The sequence below is a fragment of the Nonomuraea sp. NPDC002799 genome (assembly GCF_053592075.1).
In genome coordinates this window covers 85,578-110,184 of sequence record NZ_JBSFVA010000014.1, presented here as the reverse complement: position 1 = coordinate 110,184, position 24,607 = coordinate 85,578, and the positions used below count along the sequence as shown (strand labels likewise).

The following is a 24,607-nucleotide window of genomic DNA, read 5'->3' as shown; positions in this document are numbered from 1 at the left end:
CCTCTGCTCTTGCCCAGCAATGCCCCGAGTCTAGTTCGCGGCGGCCTCACTGGCTCCATCGAGTCGATTGCACCCACATATGTCAGATCTTGACCTACCCTTTCGGTACCTATGAACTCCGTCCCTAAAAGTAAGATCGTGGCAATTGTGGCAGCGATGCTGGCACTAGCCCTGGCCGCGGCGGCCCTGGTGATCGTGCTGGCCGAGGTGGCCACGACGTCGACGGAGTCCGCCAACGAGGGCCAGCAGCTCGCTTCGCCGCCCGCCAAGGTCGCCGGCAAGCAGAAGGCGGCCTCCCAGCTCAGCGAGACGCTGGCCACGGAGAACGCGCTGTACGAGAGCGGCCGGCTCACCGACGTGAACTGCGCGCCCGGCGCCCTGCCCGCCGGGAGCATGACCGCGTACCGCCGCTTCCTGACCCGCGTGACGAGCTGCCTGAACAAGGCGTGGGGCGCCCAGTTCCGCAAGGCCGGTCTGCCGTTCACCAAGCCGCGGTTGCGCATCATCACCAGCAAGATCAAGACGCCCTGCGGCGCGTGGAACACCGGCGCCGACGGCGTCTACTGCTCCGCCGACCGCACGATGTACCTGATGATCAGCCGGACGCAGATCCGCAACCCGTTCCCGCTGGGCATCACCCGGCTGGTCGCCCACGAGTACGGCCACCACGTCCAGCAGATCTCCGGCATCTGGGACTACTACTGGTCCGCCAGGTCGGGCGCCGGCAAGGCCAGGCGGCTGCAGCTCTCGCGCAACTCCGAGCTGCAGGCCGAGTGCTTCTCCTCGGTGTTCATGAGCACCATGAAGGGCACGGCGCTGGTCACCGACTCCGACTGGGCCTACACCGTGGACTGGTTCCGGAAGAACGGCGCCAAGGGCTGGCCGCAGAACGACCACGGCAAGGGCCCGACGCAGGCCGCCTGGATGATGCGCGGCTTCGTCCGCGGCACCCCGGGCTCGTGCAACACCTGGTCCGCCCTCGCCAAGAGGACGCTCTGACGGCCGCGCACCTCCCTAAGCACCACAAATTCATCTATGATCCGCGATCGTGCGCATTTCCCTCATAGCGGTTGCTGTGTGCATGCTGGCGGGCCTGCTGGCCCCCCGGCCGGCCGACGCGGCGGCGGGGGTCGGGCAGGCCGGGCTGTCCGGCGTGATGAGCGGCGACGAGCTTCCGCGGAAATGCGCGATCCCGGGGATCCGGGTGGGCGACGCCGGCTCGCTCAAGTCCTTCCACCGCGCGATGGCCACGTGCGCCGACCGCTTCTGGGCCGCCAGGTTCGCGGCGGCGGGGCTGGCGTACAGCTCGCCCAAGGTCTCGATCACGACGGGGACCGGCTCGGTCTGCGGCAAGATCAGCAGCAGCGGCGCGCACTACTGCCCCGAGCAGCGGGCCATCGCCATCCGCATCATGAAGCACGACCTGCGCGATCCGTTCAGGATGAACATCGCGCATTCGGTGGCCCACGAGTGGGGGCACCACGTGCAGCAGCTCATCGGCGTGCTGGACGCGCAGAACGCGCTCTACTGGCCGGCCACCGACAAGGCGCGCGAGCTGCTGAGCCACCGGCTGGAGATGCAGGCCGAGTGTTTCGCCGGCGTCTTCTACAGCGCGACGCTGAAGTCCATCAAGCCCGGCATCGCGTGGAAGGAGTGGATCGAGGCGGTGCGGCTGGCGGACGAGAGCGAGATCCACGGCAGGCCGGGCAACCTGGCCTTCTGGCAGGACCGCGGCTACCGGGGTGGCGCCACCGGCTTCTGCAACACCTGGACCGCGCGGACGAGCAGGATCACCTGACGCGTCAGGTGTTGGCCCTGGCCAGGACTTCGAGGGGGTCGGCCAGCACGTGGGCGAAGGCCAGCTCGGCCGCTCCCACCAGCGTGGCGTCGTCCCCGAGCGACGACGTGCGCAGCCGCAGCCGCTCCCGCTGCGGCGCCAGGGCGTGCAGGGTGAGCTGGCTGCGCACCTGCGCCGCCGAGCCGAGATAGATCTCTCGCAACATCCCCCCGAAGATCACCATCTCCGGGTTGAAGATGTTCACCAGGTTCGCGACCCCGAGGCCGAGCCAGTCGCCGACCCTGCTCAGCGCCTCCTGCGCCACGATGTCCCCCCGGTCGGCGGCCTCGACCACCGCCCGGACCGCGTCGCGGCCGTGCTGCCCGGCCTTGAACCGCCCGGCCGACTCCAGCAGCGCCCCTTCGCCCACCTCCGCCTCCAGGCAGCCGTGCGAGCCGCACGGGCAGGCACGCCCGCCGGGGTTGACGACCATGTGGCCGACCTCGCCGCCGTAGCCGTCGTGACCGCCGAGCAGGTGGCCGCCGGCGATGATCCCTCCGCCGATGCCCACGTCGCCGTGCAGGTAGATGAGGTCTCTGACGGCCGCGCCGACGCCGCGGCTGTGCTCGGCCAGCGCGCCCAGGTTGGCGTCGTTGCCCACGCTCACCGGCAGGCCCAGGCCCAGCCTGCGGCCCAGCTCCTCGCCGAACGGCACCTCCTCGGCCTTGAGGTTGGGGCCGAACCTGACCACCCCGTCGGCCTTGCGCACGCCCCCGCTCACCGCCGCCGCCGCGCCGACGCACACGGTGTCGGGCCTGGTCTTGCGCCGCATCTGCCGGGCGAACGCGGACAACATCCCGGTCAGCACGTCCAGGTCGAACGTGGCGCGATCACGCACGCTCTCCCTGCGGTCGAGGATGACCCCGCCGAGCCCGACGCGGGCCACCGCGAGCCGGTCGGGGCCCACGTCGAAGGCGAACACGTAGACCCGCGCCGACTCGGGGCGCACCACGAGCGAGGGCCGGCCCGCCCGGCCGGTCTCGCGCGGCAACTCCTCGCGCACCAGCCCGGCGGCCGTGAGGTCGGAGGTCAGCGCCATGATCGTGCTGCGGTTGAGCCCCATCTTCGAGGTCAGCTCGGCACGCGAGATCGGCCCGCCCAGGTGGACATGACGAAGCAGCGCGCCGAGGTTGTGGCGCCTGATGTCCTCTTGGGAGGGGCCGGCACGCATCGTCTGGGGTTCCTTCAGGGGCTGTGAGTCGCTGATCACCTTAGACCAGCGGCCGCCGCCCGCTTGCGCGCCAGGGCGTCGACGCCTGCGGCGAGCAGCAGCACGGACCCGGTGACCAGGTACTTCACGCTCGCTCCGTACCCCATCAGGCCCATGCCGTTCTCGATCACGGCCACCACCGCGCCGCCGAGCACCGCGTCCAGCACCCGGCCCTTGCCGCCGAACAGGCTCGTGCCGCCGATGACGGCCGCGCCGACGGCGTACAGCAGGACGGAGCTGCCGCCGGTGTTCGGGTCGACGGAGCTGGCCCTCGACGCGGCCACGATCCCGCCGATCGCGGCCATCGAGGAGCAGATCACGAACGCGCTGATCCTGATCCGGTCGACCGGGATGCCCGCCCTGCGTGCCGCCTCGGCGTTGCCGCCGACCGCGTACAGGTGGCGGCCGAACCCGGTGCGGCGCAGCACCAGCGTCCACACGACCAGCAGCGCCAGGATGATCGGGACCACGATGGGCACGCCGGTCAGGGAGACCAGCGCGGGGTTGCGGCTGCGCTCCAGGTTGAGCGCGAAGACCGCGAGCCCGGCGAAGAGCGCCAGCGCGCCGACGCGGAAGGCGATCAGCGACAGCGGATCGGCCACCAGCCCCCGCTGGGTGCGCTTCCTGGCCCGCAGGAGCTGCACGCCCGCGTAGACGGCCACGCAGCCGGCGTAGAGCGCCCAGCCCAGCCAGGGCGGCAGGTTCTTGTTCGCGATCGCGACGATCACGCTGTCGCGGACGGAGATGTTGGTGCCCTCGTTGACGAGCACCAGCACCAGGCCCTGGAAGGCGAGGAACGCGGCCAGGGTGACCACGAACGACGGTATGCCGACCTTGGCGACCAGCGTGCCCAGCACGGTGCCGATGACCACACCGGTGAGGATGGCGGCCAGCGCGCACACGTACCAGGGCAGGCCGAGGCTGGTGAGCGTGACGGCGAGGACCGCCGCGCACACGCCGCTGGCGAAGCCGGCCGACAGGTCGATCTCGCCGAGGAGCAGCACGAAGACCAGGCCCATCGCGATCAGCGTGATCGCGGCGCCCTGGGTGAAGAGGTTGGCGAAGTTGATCGAGGTGACGAAGGAGGGCCGGGCGATGGCGAAGACCGCGCAGAGCACGACCAGCCCGAGCACGGCGGGGAGCGCTCCCATGTCGCCGCCGCGCACCCGCTGGAAGTAGGCGAGGAAACTGTTGGCGATCGACGGTGACTGCGCCGCCGCGACGATGGCCTCGCCGGGGAGTTCTTTGACCTTGCTCATGAGGTGACCCCGTTCTTGAGGCCGAGCTCGCCGCTGCGTCCTGAGGTGATCAGTTCGACGACCTGCGCGTGCGTCACGTCGGCGGTCTTGACCTGGGCGGCCATCCTGCCGAGGTAGAGCGCCGCGATCCGGTCGGAGACGGCGAACACGTCGTTCATGTTGTGCGAGATGAGCACGACGGCCAGACCGGTGTCGGCCAGGCGGCGCACCAGCTCCAGCACCTGCGCCGTCTGGGCCACGCCCAGGGCCGCGGTCGGCTCGTCGAGGATGACGACCTTGCTGTTCCACAACACGGCCTTGGCGATGGCGACGGTCTGGCGCTGCCCGCCGGACAGACTGGAGACCTGCTGCCTGATGGACTTGACCGTGCGCACGGAAAGGCTGCTCAGCGTCTGCTCGGCCAGTTGCTCCATGCTGTCCTCGTCGAGCAGGAAACCGCTCTTGCGCTCCCTGCCGAGGAACATGTTCTGGACGATGTCGAGGTTGTCGCACAGGGCCAGGTCCTGGTAGACGATCTCGATGCCGAGCTCGCCGGCGTCGCGCGGGCTGTGCACGTGGACCTGGCGGCCGTCGAAGAAGATCTCGCCCGAGTCGGTCGGGTAGATGCCGCCTACGCACTTGACCAGCGTCGACTTGCCCGCGCCGTTGTCGCCGACGAGAGCGGTGACCTCACCGGGGTAGGCGGAGAAGCCCACCTTGTGCAGGACCTTCACCGGTCCGAAGCTCTTGTCGATCCCGCGCACTTCAAGGAGGGGGGTCATGATGCTCCCTAAAGGGGGTACGGCCGCGCCCGTGGCGCGGCCGTACCCCTTTGGTGTTATTGGATTCCGGCCTCGGTGCACTTCGCAGCGAAGTCACCGGTGCACAGTTCCTCCTTGGTCACGTAACCGTCGGCCACCACGTCCTTGACGTTGTCGGCGTAGATGGCCTGCGGCTCGAGCAACTCGGAGGGGACGTCCTGGTTGGACTCCGGGTCCTTCACGCTGGCGCTCGCCGTGGGCTTCTCCCCCTTGGCCAGCGCCACCGCGAGCTTGGCACCCGCGTCCGCCTCCTTCTTGACGGCCTTGTAGACGGTCATGCACTGGTCGCCGGACAGGATGTTCTGCAGACCCTGGACGGTGGCGTCCTGGCCGGTGACCGGGACCTTGCCGTTGAGGTTCTGCTTCTTCAGCACGGTGATGGCCGCGTTGCCGAGACCGTCGTTGGCCGCCAGCACACCGGCGATCTTGGGCTGCTGGGTGAGCATCTGCTCGAAGATCGTGCCGGCCTGGGTGTTGTCCCAGTCGGGAACGGCCTGGTCAGGACCCTTGACATAGTCGCCCGCGTCGAACTTGGGCTTGAGCACGCCGTCGTACCCGTTCTTGAACAGGGTCGCGTTGTTGTCCGTCGGCGAGCCGTTCAGATAGGCCACGATCGGCTTTTCGGCCTTCTTGTCGGTCAGGCACTTGCTCAGGCCCTCGCCCTGCAGGGTGCCGACCTTCGTGTTGTCGAAGCTGACGTAGTAGGCGGCGCCGCCGCCGAGCGTCAGCCGGTCATAGTCGATGGTGGCCACGCCCTGCGACTTGGCCTTGTCGATGACGGCCTTGCCGCTGCCGCTGTCCAGGTTCACGATCATCAGGACGGTGGCGCCGTTAGTGATCATCTGGTCGGCGATGGTCTGGAACGCCGTCTTGTCGTTCTGGGCGTTCTGGATGTCGTACTCGACGCCGGCCGCCTTGAACGCCTCTTCCAGGTACTTGCGGTCCGCCGTCTCCCACCGTGCCGAGGACTTGCTGTCCGGCAGGATGACACCGACCTTGCCGGCCTTGGCCGCCGAGGCGGTGGCGGACGCCGTCGACGTGGTGGTCTGACCGCCGTCGCCCCCGCAGGCGGTGAGACCGAGGGCGAGTGCTGCTGCCGAGGCGGTCAGGCTGAGGATCCCCTTGCGCATGGTGCAGGGTCCTTTCTTTCGGAGGGGCCCGAATGAATGTTGTTTGCGGCAACGTATTCCGGGATGGCCTGCTTTGGAAGAGCTTGTCGCTGGGCAGTTTGTTGTATCGGGTAACAATCCAGAAACGTCACCTCAACCTTCCCGACGCCTGGCGGGTGTGGGTGCGGAGCCGGAGTGCGGGGCCGACGCCGTCGCGTCGTGGCTGTCCGGCCCGGTGCGGACGTACGCTCAGGTGGCCCGGGACCTGGGCATCAACCGTGAGACGCCGTCGCCTCGGTCAAGAGTGCCCGATGATCTGGTGGGGCCGGTAGGGGGCCTCCAGGCGGGCCGTCTCCTCCTCGCTCAGGGACACCTCCACCGCCGCGATCGCGTCGTCCAGATGACCCACCTTGCTCGCCCCGACGATCGGCGCGGTCACCCCGGGCCTGCCGAGCAGCCACGCGAGCGCCAGCTGCGCCGGAGGCAGTCCTCGTTCGCCGGCGACCGCACGCACCACGTCGACGACGTCGAAATCCGCGTCCTCGTACATGCTGTCGGCCAGCTGGTCGGTGCCGGATCGGACCGTACGCCGCTGACCGTCGCGCCGGCGGCTGCCGGTGAGCAGTCCGCGCGCCAGCGGGCTCCACGGGATGACGCCCACCCCCTGATCCAGGCAGAGCGGCATCATCTCGCGCTCCTCCTCCCGGTAGACCAGGTTGTAGTGGTTCTGCATCGACACGAACCTGGTCCAGCCGGCCGTCCGAGCAAGGTGCTGCGCCTTGGCGAACTGCCAGGCGTACATGCTGGAGGCCCCGATGTAGCGGGCCTTGCCGGCCCGCACCACGTCGTGCAGGACCTCCATGGTCTCCTCGATCGGCGTCTCGTCGTCCCAGCGGTGGATCTGGTACAGGTCGACGTAGTCGGTGCCCAGCCTGGTGAGCGAGGCGTCGATGGCGGCCAGCACGTGTTTGCGGGACAGCCCACGGTCGTTCGGGCCAGGTCCCATCGGGAAGTAGACCTTCGTGGCGAGAACGTAGTCGTCGCGGCGGGCGAAGAGCTTGGCGAGCAGCCGCCCGGTGATCTCCTCGCTCGCGCCGCCGGAGTACATGTCGGCGGTGTCGAAGAACGTCACACCGGCCTCGACCGCGCGCCGCACGATCGGTTCGGCCGCGTCCTCGCGCAGTATCCAGTCCCTGGAGCCCGGATCACCGTACGTCATCATGCCCAGGCAGATCCGGGAGACCCGCAGCCCCGACGATCCCAGCTTCACGTATCGCATTCCGTCGTACCTTCCGGTAAGGGTGTGGCTTTCTCCTCGGCTGGAGGAGGCTGAAGCTCGCGGTGGAGGGCGACCGAGAGCACGACGAGCCCGACTCCGGCGAGCTCGGCGGGTGAGGGGAGCTGCCGGAGCACCAGGATGCCGATCACCGTCGCCGTGGCGGGGAGCAGGGCCACCAGCAACGCGTACGTGGAGCGGGCCATGCGTGCCATGGCGAGTTGATCGCACACGTACGGGATCACCGACGAGCAGATCCCCACCCCGATCCCGGCGGCGAGCGCGACCGGGTCGATCACGGCCGGAGCGGCCTGCCAAACGCCCACCGGCGTGACGAACACACAGGCGACGAGCATGGCGGCGGCCAGCCCGTCGATGCCGCTGACGCCACGCAGACGCCGAGCCGTACGGTGGGCCAGCACGATGTAGGCGGCGAACAGCACCGCGTTGGCGAAGGCGAAGACCAGACCCAGCGGCTCCCCGGTCAGCCGGATGCCGGTCAGCACGTAGACACCGCCGACGGCTGCCACGAGCGCCGCGAGGTTACGTGCCGTCCGGGCGCCGAGCGCGGCCAGCACGATGACCGGCAGAAACTCGATCGCCGCGACGGTGCCCAGGGGGACGCGGGCGATCGCCAGATAGAAACAGACGTTCATGGCCGCGAGCACCGCGCCCGAGGCGATGATCGTACGACGGCCCTCGGCGTCGAGCCGGGCGAGCGTCCGCCAGGGACGGCGCCAGAGCGCGAAGACGAGTGCGGCGCTCCAGATCCGCAGCGCCGCGACCCCGAGCGGGGCGAGTCTGGCGAACAGGAGCACGGCGAAGGCCGGGCCGAGGTAGTGGAAGACGGCGCTCCCGATGAAGTAGGTCCAGGGAGGCGCCGCGGACAGGAAGGCACGACGGGCGGTGGGCGGCATGACTCTTATCGTCGGCCAACCCGTACTTTAGGAGAATGGCGAAGCGGAAGATCAGACCCGAGCGCGCATACGAATCCAAGGCGATCGACGCCATCGACCTTCGTATTCTCGCCGAGCTGCAGGTCGACGCCAGAGTGAGCTTCGCCGAGCTGGGCCGCCGGGTCGCCCTGTCGGCCCCCGCGGTGGCCGACAGGGTGCAGCGGCTGGAGGAGACCGGAGTGATCACCGGCTATCGCGCCGAGGTCGACCCGCGGGCCCTGGGCTTTCCGGTCACCGTGATGGTTCGCATCCGCCCGGCGATCCGGGAGCTCCAACGCATCTCCAAGATCGCCCAGGAGGTTCCCCAGATCGTCGAGTGCTACCGAATGACCGGCGACGACTGCTTCTACTTCACGATGCACCTGCGGGCGGTCGACGAGCTCGAACCGATCCTCGACCTGTTCACCCCGTACGGTCACACGACCACGTCTCTCATCCACACCGCGCCCGTGCCACGCCGCCCCCTGCCCCTGGAGTGAGGCCAGGGCCCGCATCGCCTTCACTTCAGGCCATTTGCCGATGCCGGCATGGTCTTCCGGGCGCCCGGGGCCGAACGCGTCGATCGTCAGGATGAGCTCGCCTCCCGCACGTCAGCGATCAACGGGTTCCCACCACGTCACCTTGGCGGCCACTCGTCACTCATCGCGCGGGTTGGGGGGGTGGCCCCTCCCCCGGATAGACCGGGTGGCATCCATGCGCCGGGGACTTCGGCCGTACCAGACTCGAGAGCGAGCACGTCGGCGTGGCGCTGGTCTTCGAGGGCGGGCGACGAAAGCGCCGCCTCCACTGCCCCGCACCCACCCGAGAGGTCGACATGGAGCCGAGGCCGCGATTACGAGGTTTCACCGGCGCGAGGATCGTCGCCCTGGCGGTGCTCGGGCTGATGGCGCTCGCCCTCGGCCACGTGAGCGTCCAAGGCAAGGCGGCACCGGTGGTGCCTGCCGGCGCCAGGGCCGGTGCGCTGACCCTGAGCCCTTGCACGTACGACACCGAAGCCGGAGCCCTCCCCGCCGACTGTGGCACGCTGGTGGTCCCGGAGAACCACCGCGTTCCCGGCTCCCGCCTGATCGCGCTGTCGGTGACCCGCGTCCGGGCCACCGGCCGCAACCCGGCCGAGCCGATCTTCCGGCTCGGCGGCGGCCCCGGCACGTCGAACATGTCCTTCAAGGAAGCGAGCCGCCTGACCGAGCGGCACGACGTCGTCCTGGTCGGGTACCGGGGCATCGACGGGTCGGCGGTCCTCGACTGCCCCGAGGTGACCTCGGCGCTGCGGCACTCGGCCGACCTCACCGGACCGGAGTCGTCGCGCCGCGTGACCCAGGCGTACACCGGATGCTCCAGGCGGCTGGCCGGGGACGGCGTCGACCTCGACGGCTATTCGATGCCCCAGCGCGTCGAGGATCTGGAGACGGCGCGCGTGGCGCTGGGCTACCGGCGGATCAACCTGATCAGCACGAGCGCGGGAACGCGCCTGGCGATGATCTACGCCTGGCGTCATCCCGGGTCGATCCACCGGTCGGTGATGATCGGCGTGAACCCGCCGGGCCACTTCCTCTGGGATCCCGGGATCACCGACGGCCAGCTCGCCCACTACGCCGAGCTGTGTGCCCAGAACACCCGATGCGCCGCGCGCACCGACGACCTCGCGGCCTCCATGAGGGCCACCGCGGCCCGCCTGCCGGACCGCTGGGGGTTCCTGCCCATCAAGAACGGCAACGTCCGCGCCGCGACGATGTTCGGGCTGGTCAACTCCACGCAAGCCGCCGCGCCTTTCAACGCGCCGGCGATGCTCGACGCCTGGCTGACGGCGGCCGACGGCGACCCGAGCGGTCTCTGGGCCGTCTCGGTGCTGGCCGACCTGTCCTTTCCGACCTCCTTCGTCTGGGGAGAGTCCGCCTCGACCGCCATGATCGACGCGGGACAGGTCGACCGCTACTACGCCGCGGGCGGCGATCCGGGCTCGATCCTCGGCAACGCCGGCGCGGACCTGCTGTGGGCCGGCGGGGGCCTCACCAAGGCGTGGCCGGTCAGCCCCGGCAACCTCGAATACCAGAAGGTGCGGCCGACCGACGTGGAGACCCTCCTGATCGGCGGCACCGTCGACTTCACGACACCGGCCGAGCTGGCCACCGACGAGCTGCTGCCCGCCCTGTCGAACGGCCATCAGGTGATCCTGGCCGAGCTCGGGCACAGCACCGACTTCTGGCACCACCAGCCCGAGGCGAGCCGGCACCTGCTGAGCGCCTTCTTCGACCGCGGCCAGGCCGACGATTCCCGGTACGGCCCCCGCCAGGCCACGTTCGACGCCGGCGCCCTCAGCATGCCCAACCTGGCCAAGATCCTCGTGGGTGTCCTGGCCGGCTTCGCGCTGATCGCGGTCGCCCTGCTCGGCGGGATGGCGCACCGGGTGCGTCGCCGGGGCGCCTTCGGACCCAGGGCCGGTGTCTGGATGCGCGTCCTGACCCCGCCGCTCCTCGGCCTCGGCGGCTGGTTCCTGGCCGTACTGATCGCGTCGAGCCTGTGGCCGGCGGCGTTCGCCGGTGATCTGCTCATGACCGTGCCGCCCATGGGCACGGCCATCGGGCTCGGCGCCTACTGGGCCTGGGTCCACCGTGACTGGACGCCCCAGGCCCGATACCGAGGCTTGGCGGCGGCGCCGGCCGGGGCACTCGTGGGAGCCTGGTTCGGCTTCTCCGTCGCCGAGGGCCTCACCGGAGCGATGACCACGATCGTGGGCGCGGCCATCACCGCCAACCTCGCCCTCCTCACCCTCGGCATCGTCCGCGACCGGTGAGCCCGTTCAGGAGCTTTCAGGTCGGCCGCCTGCTGCTCCCGGCCGTCGTGCGTGCCGTGAGGGCGGCGACCGCCAGGATCGCTCCGAGGCCGTACACGGTCGCCGGTCCCACGGGGAGGGTGACGCCTCCGAGTACGGTGCCGAGGCCGATGCCCAGATAGATCCCGGAGGAGTTCAGGGCGGATTCTCCTTACAGGCGTGCCCCACCGGTCTCGTGGAGCACTGAGCGAAGCCAAGTGGCGCTGAGTGATCAGCGCAGCGGGCGCTCGTAGTAGCGCCGGGTGCGGTCCGCGGCGTTGGGCGGCGCGGCGGCCATGATGTCGGCCAGCGTCTGCGCGGCGAGTTCGCGGCGCCATGCCAGCTCGGCCCTGCGCATCGCGGTGGCGATGCCGCAGGCCCGCTGGAACTCGCGGGCGGGTGCGCCCGCTCCTTCTCCGCGCTGGCGGATCTCGGTACAGCGGAAGGCGTCGTCGGGGCCTTCGATGGCGGTGACGACGTCCATGAGCGTGATCCGCTCGGGAGGCCGGGCCAGCCGGAAACCACCCCGGGCCCCCGGCGTCGAGCTCAGGATGCCGGCCCGGACCAGCGCTTGCAGCCGCTTGTTCAGATAGGCCGGTGGCAGGTCGAACCAGGCTGCCAGCTTCGCCGTCGGCACCGGTTCCTCATCCCCGACCCACGCCAGTGTCAGGCAGCAGTGCAGCCCCCACTCGACTCCCTCGCCCATCCGCATAACCAGGACATTACACCTCCAGATTCCAGGTCCCGCACCGCGGCGGCCACCCTTGCGAAGAGACAGCGTCAGCGCCTCACCAGCCGGAGCCGGAGTTGGCGGCGACGAACTGCTCTGCCGTCGGCGCGCGTTCAGGGTCGCTGAGCCATTGCGCGGCCAGCCCGACGAGCAGGGCGAGGTAGTGCGATCCGGCCGCGTGGACCTCGCCCGGATCGCCGTCCGGCCCGAGGCCGGCGAACGCCCGCGCCAGCGAGGCCCTCGCGAGCTCCTGACCGCTGGCGATCATCCCCCGGATCTCGTCGTCCTGCCGAACGGACGCGACGGATTCGAAGTTGACGAACCAGAGCGATCGGTTCGCCTGGATCGAGTCGATGATCCGGCCCCACAGGTCTTCCTGAGCGCCGGGCCCGGACCGCCGCGACCCGCCGGACTCTTCGAGCACCGCGAACAGCAGCTCACCCCACTCCGTGTTGAGATCGCGCAGGGCCCGGGTGAGCAGGTGCTCCTTGGACCCGAAGTGGTAGTTGATCGACGCCTGGTTCGCCCCCGACGCCGCGACCAGGTCTCGCACGGTCGTGTGCGCGTACCCCTGGGCCAGCAGACACTCACGCGCCGCCAGCAACAGCTTGTCCTTGGCACTCATATGCTCTACCGTATCAAATAAACATTCGTATGAAACGATCATTTAAAACGGTCCTTTAGAGAGGCTCCCTTGACTCCGCACGCCACTGCCGCACCCGCGCCACCCGTACTCCGCATCCGCGCTCTCCGCTGCGAATATCCAGGAGAGGCCGGACCCATCCACGCCCTGCGCGACGTCGACCTCAACGTCGCCCGATCAAGCTTCTTGGCGATCATGGGACCGTCGGGTTCCGGCAAGACCACCCTTCTGCACTGCGCCGCCGGGCTGCAGAGTCCGACGTCAGGCTCCGTCGAGCTCGACGGGCAGAACCTCCGCGGGCTCGATCAGACGCAGCTCGCGCGGTTGCGCCGGCGCCGCGTCGGATTCGTCTTCCAGTCCTTCAACCTCCTGCCCGCGCTCTCGGCCATCGACAACGTCGAGCTCCCTCTGCGCCTGGACTCCCGCAGGACCGAACCGGCGCGCACCACCGAACTGCTCACCCGCGTGGGTCTCGGCAACCGGGGCAGTCACCGCCCTCACCAGCTCTCAGGCGGCCAGAAGCAACGCGTCGCCGTCGCCCGAGCCTTGATCACCGGCCCCGACATCGTCTTCGCCGACGAGCCGACGGGCGCCCTCGACATCCGCAGCGCCAGGGAAGTCCTGCGCTTGCTGCGCGAACTCGCGGACCACGGGCAAACGATCATCATGGTCACCCACGATCCGGTCGCCGCCTCCTATTCCGACGCCGTCCTCTTCCTCGCCGACGGCCGGATCGTCGACCACCTCCGGCACCCCACCGCGCAGCAGGTCGCCGGCAGAATGGCCGTCCTGGTCGAGTCGGCGGAACAGGCCGCCCACGAAACGGCGGTGAACCGGTGATCAGGATCGCCATGCGCTCTTTCGCGCATCATCGCGCCGCCGCGATCGCCACCGGCCTGGTCACGCTCGTCGGCACCATCCTGGTGACGGGCATGATGAGCCTGCTCGGCACCGGGCTGGCCGAGAGCACGGCCGCCGCCGACCGCGCGTTCCTGGTGCAGTTCCCGCTCATCATGGGCGGCTGGGCGGTCGCGATCGTCCTGTTCGCCATGGTCTCGACGATCAGCGTCGCTCTCACCGGCCGCGCCGGGGAGATCGCGGGCATCCGTCTCATCGGCGCGACCCCCCGGCAAGTGCAGCAGATGCTCGTCGTCGAGACGGCGGCCGTCTCGGCCATCACGGCGCTCCCTGGCCTGGCCACCGGCTACGCCGTCGGCTGGATCGTCACACGGAGCATCCAGTCCGCCGGGCTCACCGACGCCGCCTCGGTCTTCGCGCCGGGCATGCTCCTCCCGGTCCTCGGCGTGCTCATCGTGATCGCCGCGAGCGTACTCGCCGCATGGATGGGCAGCCGCGCCCTCGCTCACCGCAGCCCGGTGGCCGACGCGTCTCCGCCCCCACGCCGTCGTACGGGACGGCATCCGGGACGGCGCCGCCGGATCACCGCGGCGATCATGATCGCCGCCGGCCTGGCCTCATCGGCCGCGGTCCTCGCCATGGACCCGGCCGACGTGCTCACCACCGCGATGACCGGGCCCGGCTGCGTCCTCGTCGCCGTCGGCATGTGCCTCCTCGCCCCGGAGCTCGTCGCCACGGCGAACGCCACGCTCAACGCCGTCCGCCCGGCGCACACCACCGCCCCCGCCCATCTGGCCGCGATCAATCTCTCCGCGGCCCCGGACCGGGTACGGCCGACCGTGACCTTCCTGACCCTCTTCATCACCGTCGCCGCGGGCACGCTCAGCATGCAGGGCATCGAGAACAGCGTCGGCACGGCGGACAGCACGGCCCAGGTCCTCGCCTCGATCAACTACTTCGTCGTCGCCCTGATCGCGGCGTTCATGGCCATCGCCCTCACCAACAACCTCGTCGCCTCCATCACCCAGCGCCGCGAGGAGTTCGCGGTCATGTCCCTCATCGGCTCGACCAGCGCGCAAACGCAGCGAATGCTCGTACGCGAGATCGGCGCGGCCACCGCCATCAGCACCATCGCCGGAAGCGCGGGGGCGTTCGTCACCGTCCTGCCCTTCGCCATCGTCAAGACCGGCGACCCCCTGCAGGCAGCGGCACCCCTGCCCTACGCGCTCACCATCGTGATCGGGATCGGCGTCACCCTCGGCGTCACCTCTCTCATCGGGAGGCGCGCCATCCGCACGGCGTGAGGTCGCTCACCTCCGCCTTCCGTGCCGGATGAGTGCCGCTGACCTTATCTTGACGTTGACAAGATAGCGATCCTCCTCCGATCTGTCCGATGACAAGATTGGAGGAGGGATGTTACGTCCGCATGGATGGCCTTTCGCGCTCGTTGTCACCCTGCAGCTGATCGGCGCTCTCGCGGGCCTGGCGCCGCTGCTGGCGGTCGCCGAACTGGGTCGTGCCCTGCTGGCCCCCGGTCCGATCGATCGCGGTCAGGTGTGGGCGGTGGTGATCGTGGGTGTGGCCGGCTTGCTGGTCCGGCTGGTGTGCACGGCCGCGTCGTCCGGCGCCGGGCATCTTCTCGACGGAGCCCAGGCCCGGTGGCTGTTACTACTCCGAAGAGGACGACCCGGCGGTTTGCCGCCGCTGAAGCGGATGCCGATGGAGGCGAGTACAAGGTCGCGCCCGGCCCCACGCCGGGTCCCGGACCCTGCTGAAGCACCTCATACCGAGTTCCCGCCTCGGCAGAATTCCACCAGCAACTCATCCACTTCACACCTCGCGACCGGTGTAACGGAAATCGAGGAAAGTGACGGTGCCGCCGCCGGCGTACATGCCGGTCACCCGGCCGGTGAAGGAGGCGCAGGTCTCGGCGGTCCAGTATCGGCCGTCCAGTTCGGTGACCAGCGTGTCGCCGGCGTAGAGACGGATGCGGTCTCCGCGCGTCATCTCGCCCATCGCGGCGGGCGGGGGTGGTGCGGTCTCGATCCGCAGGTCGATCTCGCCGGGTGGGACCTCGATCCGCCAGGACTGGGCCAGCCCGGCGAGGTGGGCCCTGGCCGTGATCGTGGTGCCGTGGGCCTCCAAGGCGAACCAGTGGTGCTCGTCGTAGCGCGAGGCCAGCCCGCCCGTTCCCGACCGCGCGTCGACAACGGCCGCGAAGGTCGATGTCATGTGCCGCTGCCGCCGCCCGAGGAACCGGACGTACGGGTGATCGAGGTCCGCCGTGCCGTTGATGGACAGCTCACCGTCGGCGACGGTGGCGGTCTCGGCCGGCGTGGCGCGCACCGACAGCCAGCCGGGGTCGGCCAGGGCGGTGACGTCGGCGAACCGGAAATGCTCTTCCTCGGTGCCGGGGCGGGGCGCGAGGTGGACGGGCTCGGCGTGGGGCCACCCGTCTGCCCACGTCAGGCTGGTGGCGAAGGTCTCACGGCCCAGCGGCGAGAACGACGGGAGCCCGCCCAGGGGGCGCATGCCGAGCAGGACCAGCACGTCGCCGTCCGGTGTGGAGACGAGATCGGCATGACCGGTGTTCTGGATCGGCCGGTTCGTTCCCTTGGCGCTGAGGAACGGATTGGCGGGGTGACCGATGAACGGCCCCTCGGGCGCCGGGCCGCGGGCGATGCTGACGCTGTGCCCGCGGTCGGTGCCTCCCTCGGCGATCAGCAGGTACCAGTGCTCGCCCCGGTGGTACAGATGCGGGGCTTCGGGCGCCTTGAGCCCGGTGCCGGACCACATCGGCCGCGGCTCCTCCAGTGCCTTTCCGGCCTCCAGGTCGACGCGTACCTGCTGGATGCCCTTGTGCGAGCCCGCCTCGGGGCCGTTCAGGACGAGCCCTGAGTACGTCACGTAGGCGGTGCGCCATCCCACGCCAGGTCGGGGTCGACGCCGCCGACACCCTCCAGCGTCGTGCCGTCGCTCCACGGGCCGGCCGGGTCGGTGGCGGTGAACACCACGCACCCGCGCGAGGTCATCGCGATCGTGACGATGACGTAGAAGACGCCGTCGCGGTGGCGGATGGTCGGCGCCCAGACGCCCCCATTGGAGGGCACGTCGTCGAGGCCGGCCTGCTCGGGACGGGTGATGACGTTGCCGATGTGCTCCCACGTCACCATGTCGGTGCTGCGATAGACGGGGATGCCGGGCAGGTATTCGAAACTCGACGTGACGAGATAGTACGCGTCGTCGGCGCGAACGACGCTGGGGTCGGGATTGAATCCGGGAATGAGGGGGTTGGGCAGCATAAGGCATTCTTTCGCGCGTCGAGCTGCCTCGGGGCGATCGGCCGCCTGGGGATCCCGGATCTTCCGCTTGCCGCATCCGCACCCCGGTACGCAGGACGCTCTCCAGCGCAAGCAGCCTGAGGCCGAAGGGAGCACTCAATCGCCAGGCGACAGTCCAGCAGAGTCCCCTCAAGGAGATCGCCGGGCGCACCGGTGTCGGTCTGAGCGCCGACGGGCGGTATCTGTACCTGGTCACGCTCGACGGATGCGAGAACGCCACGGACGGCTTCCGTCATGGAGGCGGCTCCTACGACATCGCGCAGTGGCTGATCATCGCGCGCGGCGTCCTGACCATCAAAGAGTAATTTGCCCAGCTAAACCCCGCTGAAGGGATGGATTCGGGTCAGACTGGAGCTGACGGGAGGGGGAACGTCATGATCGAAGTCAAGAGCATCGACAAGCCGGACGAACGGCGCGACTTCCCGAAAGGGCACTTGGAGGTGTGCAACCTCAGCGGTCTGAGCTTCGGCGTCGCCACCTTCGAGCCGGGCTGGCGCTGGTCCGAGTCGGTCAAGCCGATCGCGGGGACCGAGTCGTGCCAGGTCCACCACAACGGGTTCGTCGCCGCGGGGCGGCTGCGGCTGCGGATGGAGGACGGTACCGAGGCCGAGGCGGGGCCGGGCGAGGTGTTCGTGTGCCCACCCGGGCATGACGCGTGGGTGGTCGGAGACGAGCAGGCCATCGTGTACGACTTCGCCGGCGGCGCCGCCGAATACGCCAAGGCGCGGTCCTGAGGCCGGCGAGTCCAGCACGCCATAGGTGGCGGCGGCCTGCCTGTTCCTCGATCCTGCGGCAGGCGCGCCAGAGGTAAGAGCGGCAACGTGGGTCACCGCCGCCTGGCGGGCCGGCGATAGGTGACGACCTTGTCCCCCGGCCCGGGGTAGGCCATGATCAGCAACCGCTGGGTGCCTTCTTTCTCGCCCTTCCAGGGTGCCCAGGAGAAGTGCACGCGAATGCGGTAGTGCCCCTTGCTCGCCCAGCGGCCCGTAGCCGATACGTAACCAGCGGGGCATGGCCCCGGCGAGCACGACGAAGAACAGGACGAAGACGGCCGCGTGCAGCAGCGTGCTGATCACGCTCTGCCTCCAGAAGTACGGGATGGGGAGCCTGAAGAGACACGTGCAGGCGACGTCCGCGTACAGGGCCGCCCGCAGCAGGCCGACCGCCCGGCCGTGTCGGCCGGCTCGCCTTTGACACGTCCGCGCAGGATCTGCCAGAGGGCCCAGTCCTGCAGCGCCCCGCCCGCGACCAGGGCGGCCTCCAGCCACCAGGTGTAGGACCGCCCGCGGCGACGGCCGGACTCGGCACTGGCTGCGGACCTCCTGGACGGCGGCCTGGAAAGGACCGGGACCGGCGACCCGAAGACTGACGCGATCAGCGGGATCACGAGGTGAGGACGCCGGTGACCACGTTCTGCGCGATCAGCGCCAGCGCCGAGGCGACGGCCACCACCAGGACCGCCGTGCGCACCCGGCCGCCGTCGAGATAGCGCCGCAGCCGCCCCGACACCAGGAACCCGAGCACCATGGGCGCCAGCAGCACGGCGCCCGTCACCAGCGACCGGGCCGGCAGCTCGCCCACCGCCGCCAGGATGAGCAGCGACTGCAGGGCGCTCAGGAAGAAGAACATCGCCAGCGTCGCCCGGATCTGCGCTCCCTTGGCGTTCTGGTACACCAGCGCGATGGGCGGCCCGCCGATTCCGGTGGCCGTGCCGGTGATCCCGGAGACGAAACCGGCCGAGGCGATCGTCGCCCCGTTGCGCGGCACGCTCAGCGCCTTGGCCGTCAGCACGACGGCGATCAGCACCATGACGGCCACGAAGATGCCTCTGGTGTAGACAGAAAAGTAGACAATGATCGCTGCGCCTACGGCGCTGCCCGGCAGTCTGCCCAGCACCGCGAAACCGAGGCCGCGCCAGTCGACCCTGCGCCACTCCATGGCCAGGGTGAACAGCGGCAGCGTCATGTTGACGACCTGGATGGCGCCTGGCATGAGGTCGGGGCTGAGCATGGTGAGCACGGGCGCCGCCACCAGGCCGAGGCCGAAACCGACGCCACCCTGGACGATCGCACCGACGAAGACTGCCAGACCGCCGATTATCAGGATTAACACGGTGTTGGTCATGTCCGCCAGTCAAGCATCTTTACTCTCTGTCATCTTTTCGGCTGCGAGAGTGACGAGGCGGCCTTAGTATGGGCGATGACGCGGACGTAGCCTCTGGAGTATGAGCATGAAGTCTAAAGCGACGACAATACGCGTCAGCGTCAAAACAAGGGATCGCCTAGCCCGCATCGCCCGTCAGGAGGGCCGCAACATGACCGAGGTGCTCAACGACGCCATCGCAGATTACGAACACAAGCAGTTCTGGCAGGGAGTCAACGAGCAGATAGAGCAGACCCAGCGCGAAGACCCCGACGGCTGGGCCGACTACCTCGCCGAACGCGAGCTCGTCCTGGGCTCGCGCCCGCGCTCCCGCCACGTCGCGCCCGAGTGGGAGGGCCTGATCACATTCCCCGAGGAGAAGGATGAAACTGACACAAGGTGATATCTGGTTCGCCCGGTTCGGCGATCCCGCGGGGCGCGAGCAGGGCTTCGACCGGCCCGCTTTGATCCTCAGCAACGACAGTCTCAACCGGTCGAAGCTGGGTCTCGTGCTGGTGGTGCCGCTGACTACCCGCGAGCGCGGCTATCCCACCCATGTCCGCATCCGCCCGGACAACAGCGGGCTGGCCAAGACGAGCTGGGCGATGGTCGAGCAGATCCGCGCCATGTCGCCGGACAGATTCGACTTCTTCGTCGGCACCGCGCCCGACGAGGTCGTCGCCGACGCGACCAACGTGCTCATGCGGATGATATGAGTATTGCCGCCCGGCGAAATAGCACTTCGCCGGGTGGCGTTCTCATCGTGCCACATGCCGCTGATCGTTAAGCTGCCGATCGTGCGATCCCTCCCGTTCAAACGTGCCACGGCTCTCGTCGCCCTCATGACGATCGCCTGCGTACCCGGTCATAACGCCCAAGCCGCCACCCCCCACGCCGAGGCCACCGCTTCCGCGAAGAAGGTGTTTCCCAAGAAGGCCGGGAGGCTGGCGGACGGCTCGTGCCCGGAGACGGCGATCACCGCCGGCGGGATTCCGCGGTCGCGGCAGTACCTGGAGACCGTGGTGAGATGTCTGGACAAATCGTGGTCGGCGTATTTTGACCGGGCGGGGCTGCGGGGGTTCGTCGAGCCCGTCGTCCGCTACTACGAGGAGCCGGTGAGCACCGTGTGCGGCGGAGGGTGGCCTGACGCCGACGCCTTCTACTGCATCGAGCGGGGCACGGTGGTGTTCCCGCTCGACGGGGGCTGGATCCGGGACCGCACCGATCTCTACCCGTTCAAGACGGCCGCCCACGAGTACGGTCACCACCTGCAGTGGCTCATCGGATGGCGGCGGGCCTACGGGCCGGGCGAGCCCAAGCGGCGCTACGAGCTGCAGGCCGACTGCCTGGCGGGCGTGTTCATGGGCAGCGTGTGGAGCTCGCTCGCGCGCGGCGGGAGCGACTGGGCGGCGCTGCTCGACGCCGTCAGGGCCAATGGCGACGAGGGCGGCGAGCGCCGCACCCACGGCAAGGGCATCAACCGGGCCTACTGGCTGCAGCGCGGTTACCGGGCCGTCTCGCCCGCCGCCTGCGACACCTGGTCGGCGCCGGCGGCGAAGGTCGCCTGACGAGGCACCCGCGCAAAGGACTTCTTTGCCGTAAAGTTTTGATCATGATGGGGCACACGCACGCGATGACCGGGGCCATCGCCTGGCTGGGGCTGGCTCCCCCGTTGGCCGCGCTTCCGCTGATCAACGAGACCTCCCGATTCGTGGACACCGGCATCATGGCCAGCGCGCTGAGCCCCGCCGAGCTGATCGCCGGCGCGCTCATCTGCGCGGGGGCGGCGATGCTGCCCGACCTGGATCATCCGAGCGCGACCATCGCGCAGACGTTCGGGCCGGTCACGTGGGCCCTCAGCAAGGCCGTGTGCTGGATGAGCGGCGGGCACCGGGGGGCGACGCACTCGCTGGCGTTCGCCGTCGCGCTCGGGTTCGGGGCGCACTGGCTGGCCAACGCCTATCCGATCGGGCGCGACATCATGGTCGTGCTGCTCATCGGGCTGTCGCTGCGGGCGATCGGCGTCGGGATCCCGGGCAACAAGATGGGCTCCGCGCTGGTCAACGTCGGTCTCACCGCCGGACTGTACGCCGTCTTCCTCTCCCTGGGGGTCGGCTACGCCTGGCTGGGGCTGGCGGTCGGGATCGGCTGTCTCATCCATGTGGTCGGCGACTGCATGACCGAGCGGGGATGTCCGGTGTTGTGGCCGCTCGGAGCCAAGTTCGTGTTGCCGTGGAAGATCGGCATCAAGACGGGCAAGAAGTTCGAGCAGAAGATCCTCGCGCCGGTCCTGTCCGTGGCCATCGTCGGCCTGCTCTTCTGGCGGCTCGCACCGGTTTAACTTGATGTCGAGATAACCTAGGGATATCTTGACGTCGAGACATCCGCCGCAGCCTGCGGGTTAGGGTTACCTAACGTGCTTGGTGTTCGAAGAGTGCGGCAGGATTTGGTCTGAACACTTGTCTATCGAGGAGGCGAATCACCGTGTCCGCGAACAGCTTCGGCAGCCGTGACACGCTACGCGTCGGCGACGCGTCATACGAGATCTTCCGGCTGGACGCCGTCGAGGGCGCTGCACGCCTCCCGTACAGCCTGAAGATCCTGCTGGAGAACCTCCTCCGCACCGAGGACGGCGCCAACATCACCGCCGACCACATCCGTGCGCTGGGCGGCTGGGACCCGAACGCGGCCCCCAGCGTGGAGATCCAGTTCACGCCAGCCCGCGTGATCATGCAGGACTTCACCGGCGTGCCCTGTGTGGTGGATCTCGCCACCATGCGCGAGGCCGTACGCGACCTCGGCGGCGACGCCGCCCGCATCAACCCGCTGGCGCCGGCCGAGATGGTCATCGACCACTCGGTCATCGTCGACTACTTCGGGCACCCCGACGCCTTCCAGCGCAACGTGGAGCGCGAGTACGAGCGCAACCGCGAGCGCTACCAGTTCCTGCGCTGGGGCCAGACGGCCTTCGACGAGTTCAAGGTCGTGCCGCCCGGCACCGGCATCGTCCACCAGGTCAACATCGAGCACCTCGCCAGGGTCGTCATGACCCGCGACGGCAAGGCCTACCCCGACACGTGCGTGGGCACCGACTCCCACACCACGATGGAGAACGGCATCGGCGTTCTCGGCTGGGGCGTCGGCGGCATCGAGGCCGAGGCCGCGATGCTCGGCCAGCCGATCTCGATGCTGATCCCGCGCGTGGTCGGCTTCAAGCTCAGCGGCAAGCTGCCCGCCGGCGCGACCGCCACCGACCTGGTCCTGACGATCACCGAGATCCTGCGCAAGCACGGCGTGGTCGGCAAGTTCGTGGAGTTCTACGGCGAGGGCGTCTCCTCGGTGCCGCTGGCCGACCGGGCCACGATCGGCAACATGAGCCCCGAGTTCGGCTCGACCTGCGCGATCTTCCCGATCGACGGCCAGACCATGGACTACCTGCGCCTGACCGGGCGCCCGGAGGAGCAGACCGCCCTCGTCGAGGCGTACGCCAAGGCCCAGGGCCTCTGGCTCGACCCGTCGGCGCCCGAGCCGGTCTTCTCCGAGTACATCGAGCTCGACCTCGGCACCATCGTCCCGTCGATCGCCGGACCCAAGCGCCCGCAGGACCGCATCGTGTTGTCGGCGGCCAAGGAGACCTGGCGCCACGACGTGCAGAACTACGTGGCCGACGACGTCGACGAGGCGGGTGAGGAGACCTTCCCGGCCTCCGACCCGCCCGCCTCCAACTCCGGCGTCAACGGCCGCCGGCCGCACAAGCCGGTGCCGGTGACGCTGGCCGACGGCACCACGTTCGAGATCGACCACGGCATCGTCTCGATCGCCGCGATCACCTCGTGCACCAACACCTCCAACCCGTACGTCATGCTGGGCGCGGCCCTGCTGGCCCGCAACGCCGTGGAGAAGGGCCTGACCCGCAAGCCGTGGGTCAAGACCTCGCTGGCCCCCGGCTCGCAGGTCGTCACGGGCTACTTCGAGCGTTCGGGTCTCCAGACGTACCTCGACAAGATCGGGTTCAACCTGGTCGGCTACGGCTGCACGACCTGCATCGGCAACTCCGGCCCGCTGCTGCCGGAGATCTCCGACGCCATCCAGGCGAACGACCTGGCGGTCACGGCCGTGTTGTCGGGCAACCGCAACTTCGAGGGCCGCATCAACCCCGACGTGAAGATGAACTACCTGGCCTCGCCGCCGCTGGTGGTCGCCTACGCGCTGGCCGGGACCATGGACCTCGACCTCGACACCGAGCCGCTCGGGCTCGGCGCCGACGGCGAGCCGGTCTTCCTGAAGGACATCTGGCCCGCGCCCGAGGAGATCTCGGCCGTGGTCACCTCCTCGATCGGGCGCGACATGTTCGAGCGCGACTACGCCGACGTCTTCAAGGGCGACGACCACTGGCGCTCGCTGCCGATCCCGACGGGCAACACCTTCGAGTGGGACCCGTCCTCGACGTACGTGCGCAAGGCCCCCTACTTCGACGGCATGCCGGAGAAGCCGGAGCCCGTCACCGACATCGCCGGCGCCCGCGTGCTGGTCAAGGTCGGCGACTCGGTCACCACCGACCACATCTCGCCCGCGGGCTCGATCAAGGACGGCACCCCGGCCGCGCAATACCTGCGGGCCAACGACGTCGAGGTCAAGGACTTCAACTCCTACGGCTCGCGGCGCGGCAACCACGAGGTGATGATCCGGGGCACGTTCGCCAACATCCGCCTGCGCAACCAGATCGCCCCCGGCACCGAGGGCGGCTACACCCGCGACTTCACCCAGCAGGACGGGCCGGTGTCGTTCATCTACGACGCCTCGGTCAACTACGCCGCCGCTGAGACGCCGCTGGTGGTCCTGGCGGGCAAGGAGTACGGCTCGGGCTCCTCGCGTGACTGGGCGGCCAAGGGCACGGCCCTGCTGGGCGTGCGCGCGGTCATCGCCGAGTCCTACGAGCGCATCCACCGCTCCAACCTGATCGGCATGGGCGTGCTGCCGCTGCAGTACCCCGAGGGCGGCTCGGCGCTGGCGCTGGGGCTGACCGGCGAGGAGACGTTCGACATCACGGGCGTCGTGGAGCTCAACCAGGGCGGCATCCCGCGGACGGTGCACGTCAAGGCGGGCGACGTGGAGTTCGACGCGGTGGTCCGCATCGACACTCCCGGCGAGGCCGACTACTACCGGCACGGCGGCATCATGCAGTACGTGCTGCGCTCGCTTCTCGCGAAGTGACGTTCGCGAGGTGACGTTCGCGAGGTGACTTCCCGCGCCCGCGCCCGGCCATGAGCCGGGCGGGGGCCGGGGACCCTTGGCCGAGGCCGGGGGTGGGGCGTGATCCTCACGCGCCCGTATCGGGGGAACCACCCGACATGCAAAGAGCCGCCCGGCGGGACAACCCCGCCGGGCGGCTCTCGCGTTTTGCGGACCGGAACGAACCGGCCGCGAACGCAGACGAGGTCGTCTCCGCGGCGACAGCACCCCCCAGCCCTGCCGACGCGAAACGACCTCGTCTGCTCTGAACAACGTGCCTCCGGTCAATCCTGTTCCCCGATTCCGCAACTTTTTCGTGATGTGGCTCACTCAGCGTCTGGGCTTGCTAGCGACATACTATCGATATATCTTTGACGCATCGAGAACAGATCGAGAACCGAT

The 24,607-nt window shown here is 69.3% G+C and carries 24 protein-coding genes; 12 read left to right on the top strand and 12 right to left on the bottom strand.

Translation table 11 applies throughout. From position 1 onward, the window contains the following. Window positions 1–138 precede the first annotated feature (138 nt). Window positions 139–999, top strand: coding sequence for a neutral zinc metallopeptidase (locus ACWD0F_RS25260; RefSeq protein ID WP_449879364.1), 861 nt, complete (start codon window positions 139–141; stop codon window positions 997–999). A gap of 49 nt (window positions 1,000–1,048) precedes the next feature. Next, a complete protein-coding gene (locus ACWD0F_RS25255; RefSeq protein ID WP_449879362.1) occupies window positions 1,049–1,798 on the top strand; it encodes a neutral zinc metallopeptidase in 750 nt (249 codons plus the stop codon). 4 nt (window positions 1,799–1,802) lie between these two features. Here the strand turns inward: ACWD0F_RS25255 and ACWD0F_RS25250 are convergent, their stop codons facing one another. The 6 genes from ACWD0F_RS25250 to ACWD0F_RS25225 all read right to left on the bottom strand — a co-directional run bounded on the left by ACWD0F_RS25250 (window position 1,803) and on the right by ACWD0F_RS25225 (window position 8,408). Next, the gene (locus ACWD0F_RS25250; RefSeq protein WP_449879360.1) at window positions 1,803–3,008 is read right to left on the bottom strand and encodes an ROK family transcriptional regulator; all 1,206 of its coding nucleotides are present in this window, start codon (window positions 3,006–3,008) and stop codon (window positions 1,803–1,805) included. 35 nt (window positions 3,009–3,043) lie between these two features. Further along, window positions 3,044–4,306: a sugar ABC transporter permease gene (locus ACWD0F_RS25245; RefSeq protein WP_449879358.1), complete on the bottom strand. Its 1,263-nt coding sequence runs from the start codon at window positions 4,304–4,306 to the stop codon at window positions 3,044–3,046. Then, a complete protein-coding gene (locus ACWD0F_RS25240) occupies window positions 4,303–5,067 on the bottom strand; it encodes an ATP-binding cassette domain-containing protein (protein ID WP_449879356.1) in 765 nt (254 codons plus the stop codon). The genes ACWD0F_RS25245 and ACWD0F_RS25240 overlap by 4 nt, the downstream gene beginning before the upstream one ends. A 56-nt stretch (window positions 5,068–5,123) precedes the next feature. After that, window positions 5,124–6,236 carry a sugar ABC transporter substrate-binding protein gene (locus ACWD0F_RS25235; RefSeq protein ID WP_449879355.1) on the bottom strand — a complete coding sequence of 371 codons (1,113 nt, stop codon included), beginning with the start codon at window positions 6,234–6,236 and terminating at the stop codon, window positions 5,124–5,126. A gap of 277 nt (window positions 6,237–6,513) precedes the next feature. After that, entirely contained in the window at window positions 6,514–7,494 is a 981-nt protein-coding gene (locus tag ACWD0F_RS25230) for an aldo/keto reductase (protein WP_449879353.1), read from the bottom strand. Continuing rightward, window positions 7,482–8,408, bottom strand: coding sequence for an EamA family transporter (locus ACWD0F_RS25225; RefSeq protein WP_449879351.1), 927 nt, complete (start codon window positions 8,406–8,408; stop codon window positions 7,482–7,484). The genes ACWD0F_RS25230 and ACWD0F_RS25225 overlap by 13 nt, the downstream gene beginning before the upstream one ends. A 35-nt stretch (window positions 8,409–8,443) precedes the next feature. Here ACWD0F_RS25225 and ACWD0F_RS25220 point away from each other — a divergent pair, with 35 nt between their 5' ends. Together ACWD0F_RS25220 and ACWD0F_RS25215 are read left to right on the top strand one after the other, a co-directional pair. Beyond that, window positions 8,444–8,926, top strand: a complete 483-nt coding sequence (locus ACWD0F_RS25220) for an Lrp/AsnC family transcriptional regulator (protein WP_449879349.1) — start codon at window positions 8,444–8,446, stop codon at window positions 8,924–8,926. 335 nt (window positions 8,927–9,261) lie between these two features. Beyond that, on the top strand, window positions 9,262–11,241 hold the full coding sequence (locus ACWD0F_RS25215; protein WP_449879347.1) for an alpha/beta fold hydrolase: 1,980 nt from the start codon (window positions 9,262–9,264) through the stop codon (window positions 11,239–11,241). 250 nt (window positions 11,242–11,491) lie between these two features. Here the strand turns inward: ACWD0F_RS25215 and ACWD0F_RS25210 are convergent, their stop codons facing one another. Both ACWD0F_RS25210 and ACWD0F_RS25205 read right to left on the bottom strand, forming a co-directional pair. Further along, window positions 11,492–11,971 (bottom strand): RrF2 family transcriptional regulator, encoded by a 480-nt coding sequence (locus ACWD0F_RS25210; RefSeq protein ID WP_449879345.1) that lies wholly within the window; start codon window positions 11,969–11,971, stop codon window positions 11,492–11,494. Window positions 11,972–12,047: 76 nt separating this feature from the next. Further along, entirely contained in the window at window positions 12,048–12,614 is a 567-nt protein-coding gene (locus ACWD0F_RS25205) for a TetR/AcrR family transcriptional regulator (protein WP_449879343.1), read from the bottom strand. Window positions 12,615–12,683: 69 nt separating this feature from the next. On the opposite strand from ACWD0F_RS25205, the gene ACWD0F_RS25200 reads away from it, so the two are divergent. Both ACWD0F_RS25200 and ACWD0F_RS25195 read left to right on the top strand, forming a co-directional pair. Then, window positions 12,684–13,472, top strand: coding sequence for an ABC transporter ATP-binding protein (locus tag ACWD0F_RS25200; protein WP_449879341.1), 789 nt, complete (start codon window positions 12,684–12,686; stop codon window positions 13,470–13,472). An 11-nt stretch (window positions 13,473–13,483) separates the two neighbouring features. Then, on the top strand, window positions 13,484–14,794 hold the full coding sequence (locus ACWD0F_RS25195) for an FtsX-like permease family protein (RefSeq protein ID WP_449879339.1): 1,311 nt from the start codon (window positions 13,484–13,486) through the stop codon (window positions 14,792–14,794). A gap of 526 nt (window positions 14,795–15,320) precedes the next feature. Here ACWD0F_RS25195 and ACWD0F_RS25190 read toward each other — a convergent pair. Next, window positions 15,321–16,418 carry a family 43 glycosylhydrolase gene (locus ACWD0F_RS25190; RefSeq protein WP_449879338.1) on the bottom strand — a complete coding sequence of 366 codons (1,098 nt, stop codon included), beginning with the start codon at window positions 16,416–16,418 and terminating at the stop codon, window positions 15,321–15,323. Continuing rightward, complete coding sequence (locus ACWD0F_RS25185) at window positions 16,394–16,792, bottom strand: family 43 glycosylhydrolase (RefSeq protein ID WP_449879336.1); 399 nt, start codon at window positions 16,790–16,792, stop codon at window positions 16,394–16,396. Before ACWD0F_RS25185 ends, ACWD0F_RS25190 begins: the two co-directional genes overlap by 25 nt. A 413-nt stretch (window positions 16,793–17,205) precedes the next feature. Between ACWD0F_RS25185 and ACWD0F_RS25180 the strand changes: the two genes are divergently transcribed. Then, the gene (locus tag ACWD0F_RS25180) at window positions 17,206–17,565 is read left to right on the top strand and encodes a cupin domain-containing protein (RefSeq protein WP_449879334.1); all 360 of its coding nucleotides are present in this window, start codon (window positions 17,206–17,208) and stop codon (window positions 17,563–17,565) included. A gap of 92 nt (window positions 17,566–17,657) precedes the next feature. Here ACWD0F_RS25180 and ACWD0F_RS25175 read toward each other — a convergent pair whose 3' ends face one another. Together ACWD0F_RS25175 and ACWD0F_RS25170 are read right to left on the bottom strand one after the other, a co-directional pair. Continuing rightward, window positions 17,658–17,780 carry a hypothetical protein gene (locus ACWD0F_RS25175; protein WP_449879332.1) on the bottom strand — a complete coding sequence of 41 codons (123 nt, stop codon included), beginning with the start codon at window positions 17,778–17,780 and terminating at the stop codon, window positions 17,658–17,660. A gap of 434 nt (window positions 17,781–18,214) precedes the next feature. Further along, entirely contained in the window at window positions 18,215–18,943 is a 729-nt protein-coding gene (locus tag ACWD0F_RS25170) for a sulfite exporter TauE/SafE family protein (RefSeq protein WP_449879330.1), read from the bottom strand. Window positions 18,944–19,055: 112 nt separating this feature from the next. Here ACWD0F_RS25170 and ACWD0F_RS25165 point away from each other — a divergent pair, with 112 nt between their 5' ends. The 5 genes from ACWD0F_RS25165 to acnA all read left to right on the top strand — a co-directional run bounded on the left by ACWD0F_RS25165 (window position 19,056) and on the right by acnA (window position 24,187). Further along, complete coding sequence (locus tag ACWD0F_RS25165; protein ID WP_449879328.1) at window positions 19,056–19,376, top strand: hypothetical protein; 321 nt, start codon at window positions 19,056–19,058, stop codon at window positions 19,374–19,376. Then, entirely contained in the window at window positions 19,357–19,689 is a 333-nt protein-coding gene (locus ACWD0F_RS25160) for a type II toxin-antitoxin system PemK/MazF family toxin (protein ID WP_449879326.1), read from the top strand. Before ACWD0F_RS25165 ends, ACWD0F_RS25160 begins: the two co-directional genes overlap by 20 nt. 54 nt (window positions 19,690–19,743) lie before the next feature. Continuing rightward, complete coding sequence (locus tag ACWD0F_RS25155) at window positions 19,744–20,541, top strand: neutral zinc metallopeptidase (protein WP_449879325.1); 798 nt, start codon at window positions 19,744–19,746, stop codon at window positions 20,539–20,541. 44 nt (window positions 20,542–20,585) lie between these two features. Continuing rightward, window positions 20,586–21,314, top strand: coding sequence for a metal-dependent hydrolase (locus ACWD0F_RS25150; RefSeq protein ID WP_449879323.1), 729 nt, complete (start codon window positions 20,586–20,588; stop codon window positions 21,312–21,314). A 143-nt stretch (window positions 21,315–21,457) separates the two neighbouring features. After that, the gene (gene acnA / locus ACWD0F_RS25145; protein WP_449879321.1) at window positions 21,458–24,187 is read left to right on the top strand and encodes an aconitate hydratase AcnA; all 2,730 of its coding nucleotides are present in this window, start codon (window positions 21,458–21,460) and stop codon (window positions 24,185–24,187) included. The last annotated feature ends 420 nt before the right edge of the window (window positions 24,188–24,607 follow it).

Coding starts and splice junctions, on each gene's coding strand:
- ACWD0F_RS25180 (WP_449879334.1), top strand. CDS start 17,206: ATGATCGAAGTCAAGAGCATCGACAAGCCGGACGAACGGCGCGACTTC.
- ACWD0F_RS25195 (WP_449879339.1), top strand. CDS start 13,484: ATGCGCTCTTTCGCGCATCATCGCGCCGCCGCGATCGCCACCGGCCTG.
- ACWD0F_RS25205 (WP_449879343.1), bottom strand. CDS start 12,614: ATGAGTGCCAAGGACAAGCTGTTGCTGGCGGCGCGTGAGTGTCTGCTG.
- ACWD0F_RS25230 (WP_449879353.1), bottom strand. CDS start 7,494: ATGCGATACGTGAAGCTGGGATCGTCGGGGCTGCGGGTCTCCCGGATC.
- ACWD0F_RS25225 (WP_449879351.1), bottom strand. CDS start 8,408: ATGCCGCCCACCGCCCGTCGTGCCTTCCTGTCCGCGGCGCCTCCCTGG.
- ACWD0F_RS25185 (WP_449879336.1), bottom strand. CDS start 16,792: ATGCTGCCCAACCCCCTCATTCCCGGATTCAATCCCGACCCCAGCGTC.
- ACWD0F_RS25220 (WP_449879349.1), top strand. CDS start 8,444: ATGGCGAAGCGGAAGATCAGACCCGAGCGCGCATACGAATCCAAGGCG.
- ACWD0F_RS25235 (WP_449879355.1), bottom strand. CDS start 6,236: ATGCGCAAGGGGATCCTCAGCCTGACCGCCTCGGCAGCAGCACTCGCC.
- ACWD0F_RS25250 (WP_449879360.1), bottom strand. CDS start 3,008: ATGCGTGCCGGCCCCTCCCAAGAGGACATCAGGCGCCACAACCTCGGC.
- ACWD0F_RS25155 (WP_449879325.1), top strand. CDS start 19,744: ATGCCGCTGATCGTTAAGCTGCCGATCGTGCGATCCCTCCCGTTCAAA.
- ACWD0F_RS25240 (WP_449879356.1), bottom strand. CDS start 5,067: ATGACCCCCCTCCTTGAAGTGCGCGGGATCGACAAGAGCTTCGGACCG.
- ACWD0F_RS25150 (WP_449879323.1), top strand. CDS start 20,586: ATGATGGGGCACACGCACGCGATGACCGGGGCCATCGCCTGGCTGGGG.
- ACWD0F_RS25160 (WP_449879326.1), top strand. CDS start 19,357: ATGAAACTGACACAAGGTGATATCTGGTTCGCCCGGTTCGGCGATCCC.
- ACWD0F_RS25245 (WP_449879358.1), bottom strand. CDS start 4,306: ATGAGCAAGGTCAAAGAACTCCCCGGCGAGGCCATCGTCGCGGCGGCG.
- ACWD0F_RS25210 (WP_449879345.1), bottom strand. CDS start 11,971: ATGCGGATGGGCGAGGGAGTCGAGTGGGGGCTGCACTGCTGCCTGACA.
- ACWD0F_RS25215 (WP_449879347.1), top strand. CDS start 9,262: ATGGAGCCGAGGCCGCGATTACGAGGTTTCACCGGCGCGAGGATCGTC.
- ACWD0F_RS25165 (WP_449879328.1), top strand. CDS start 19,056: ATGAGCATGAAGTCTAAAGCGACGACAATACGCGTCAGCGTCAAAACA.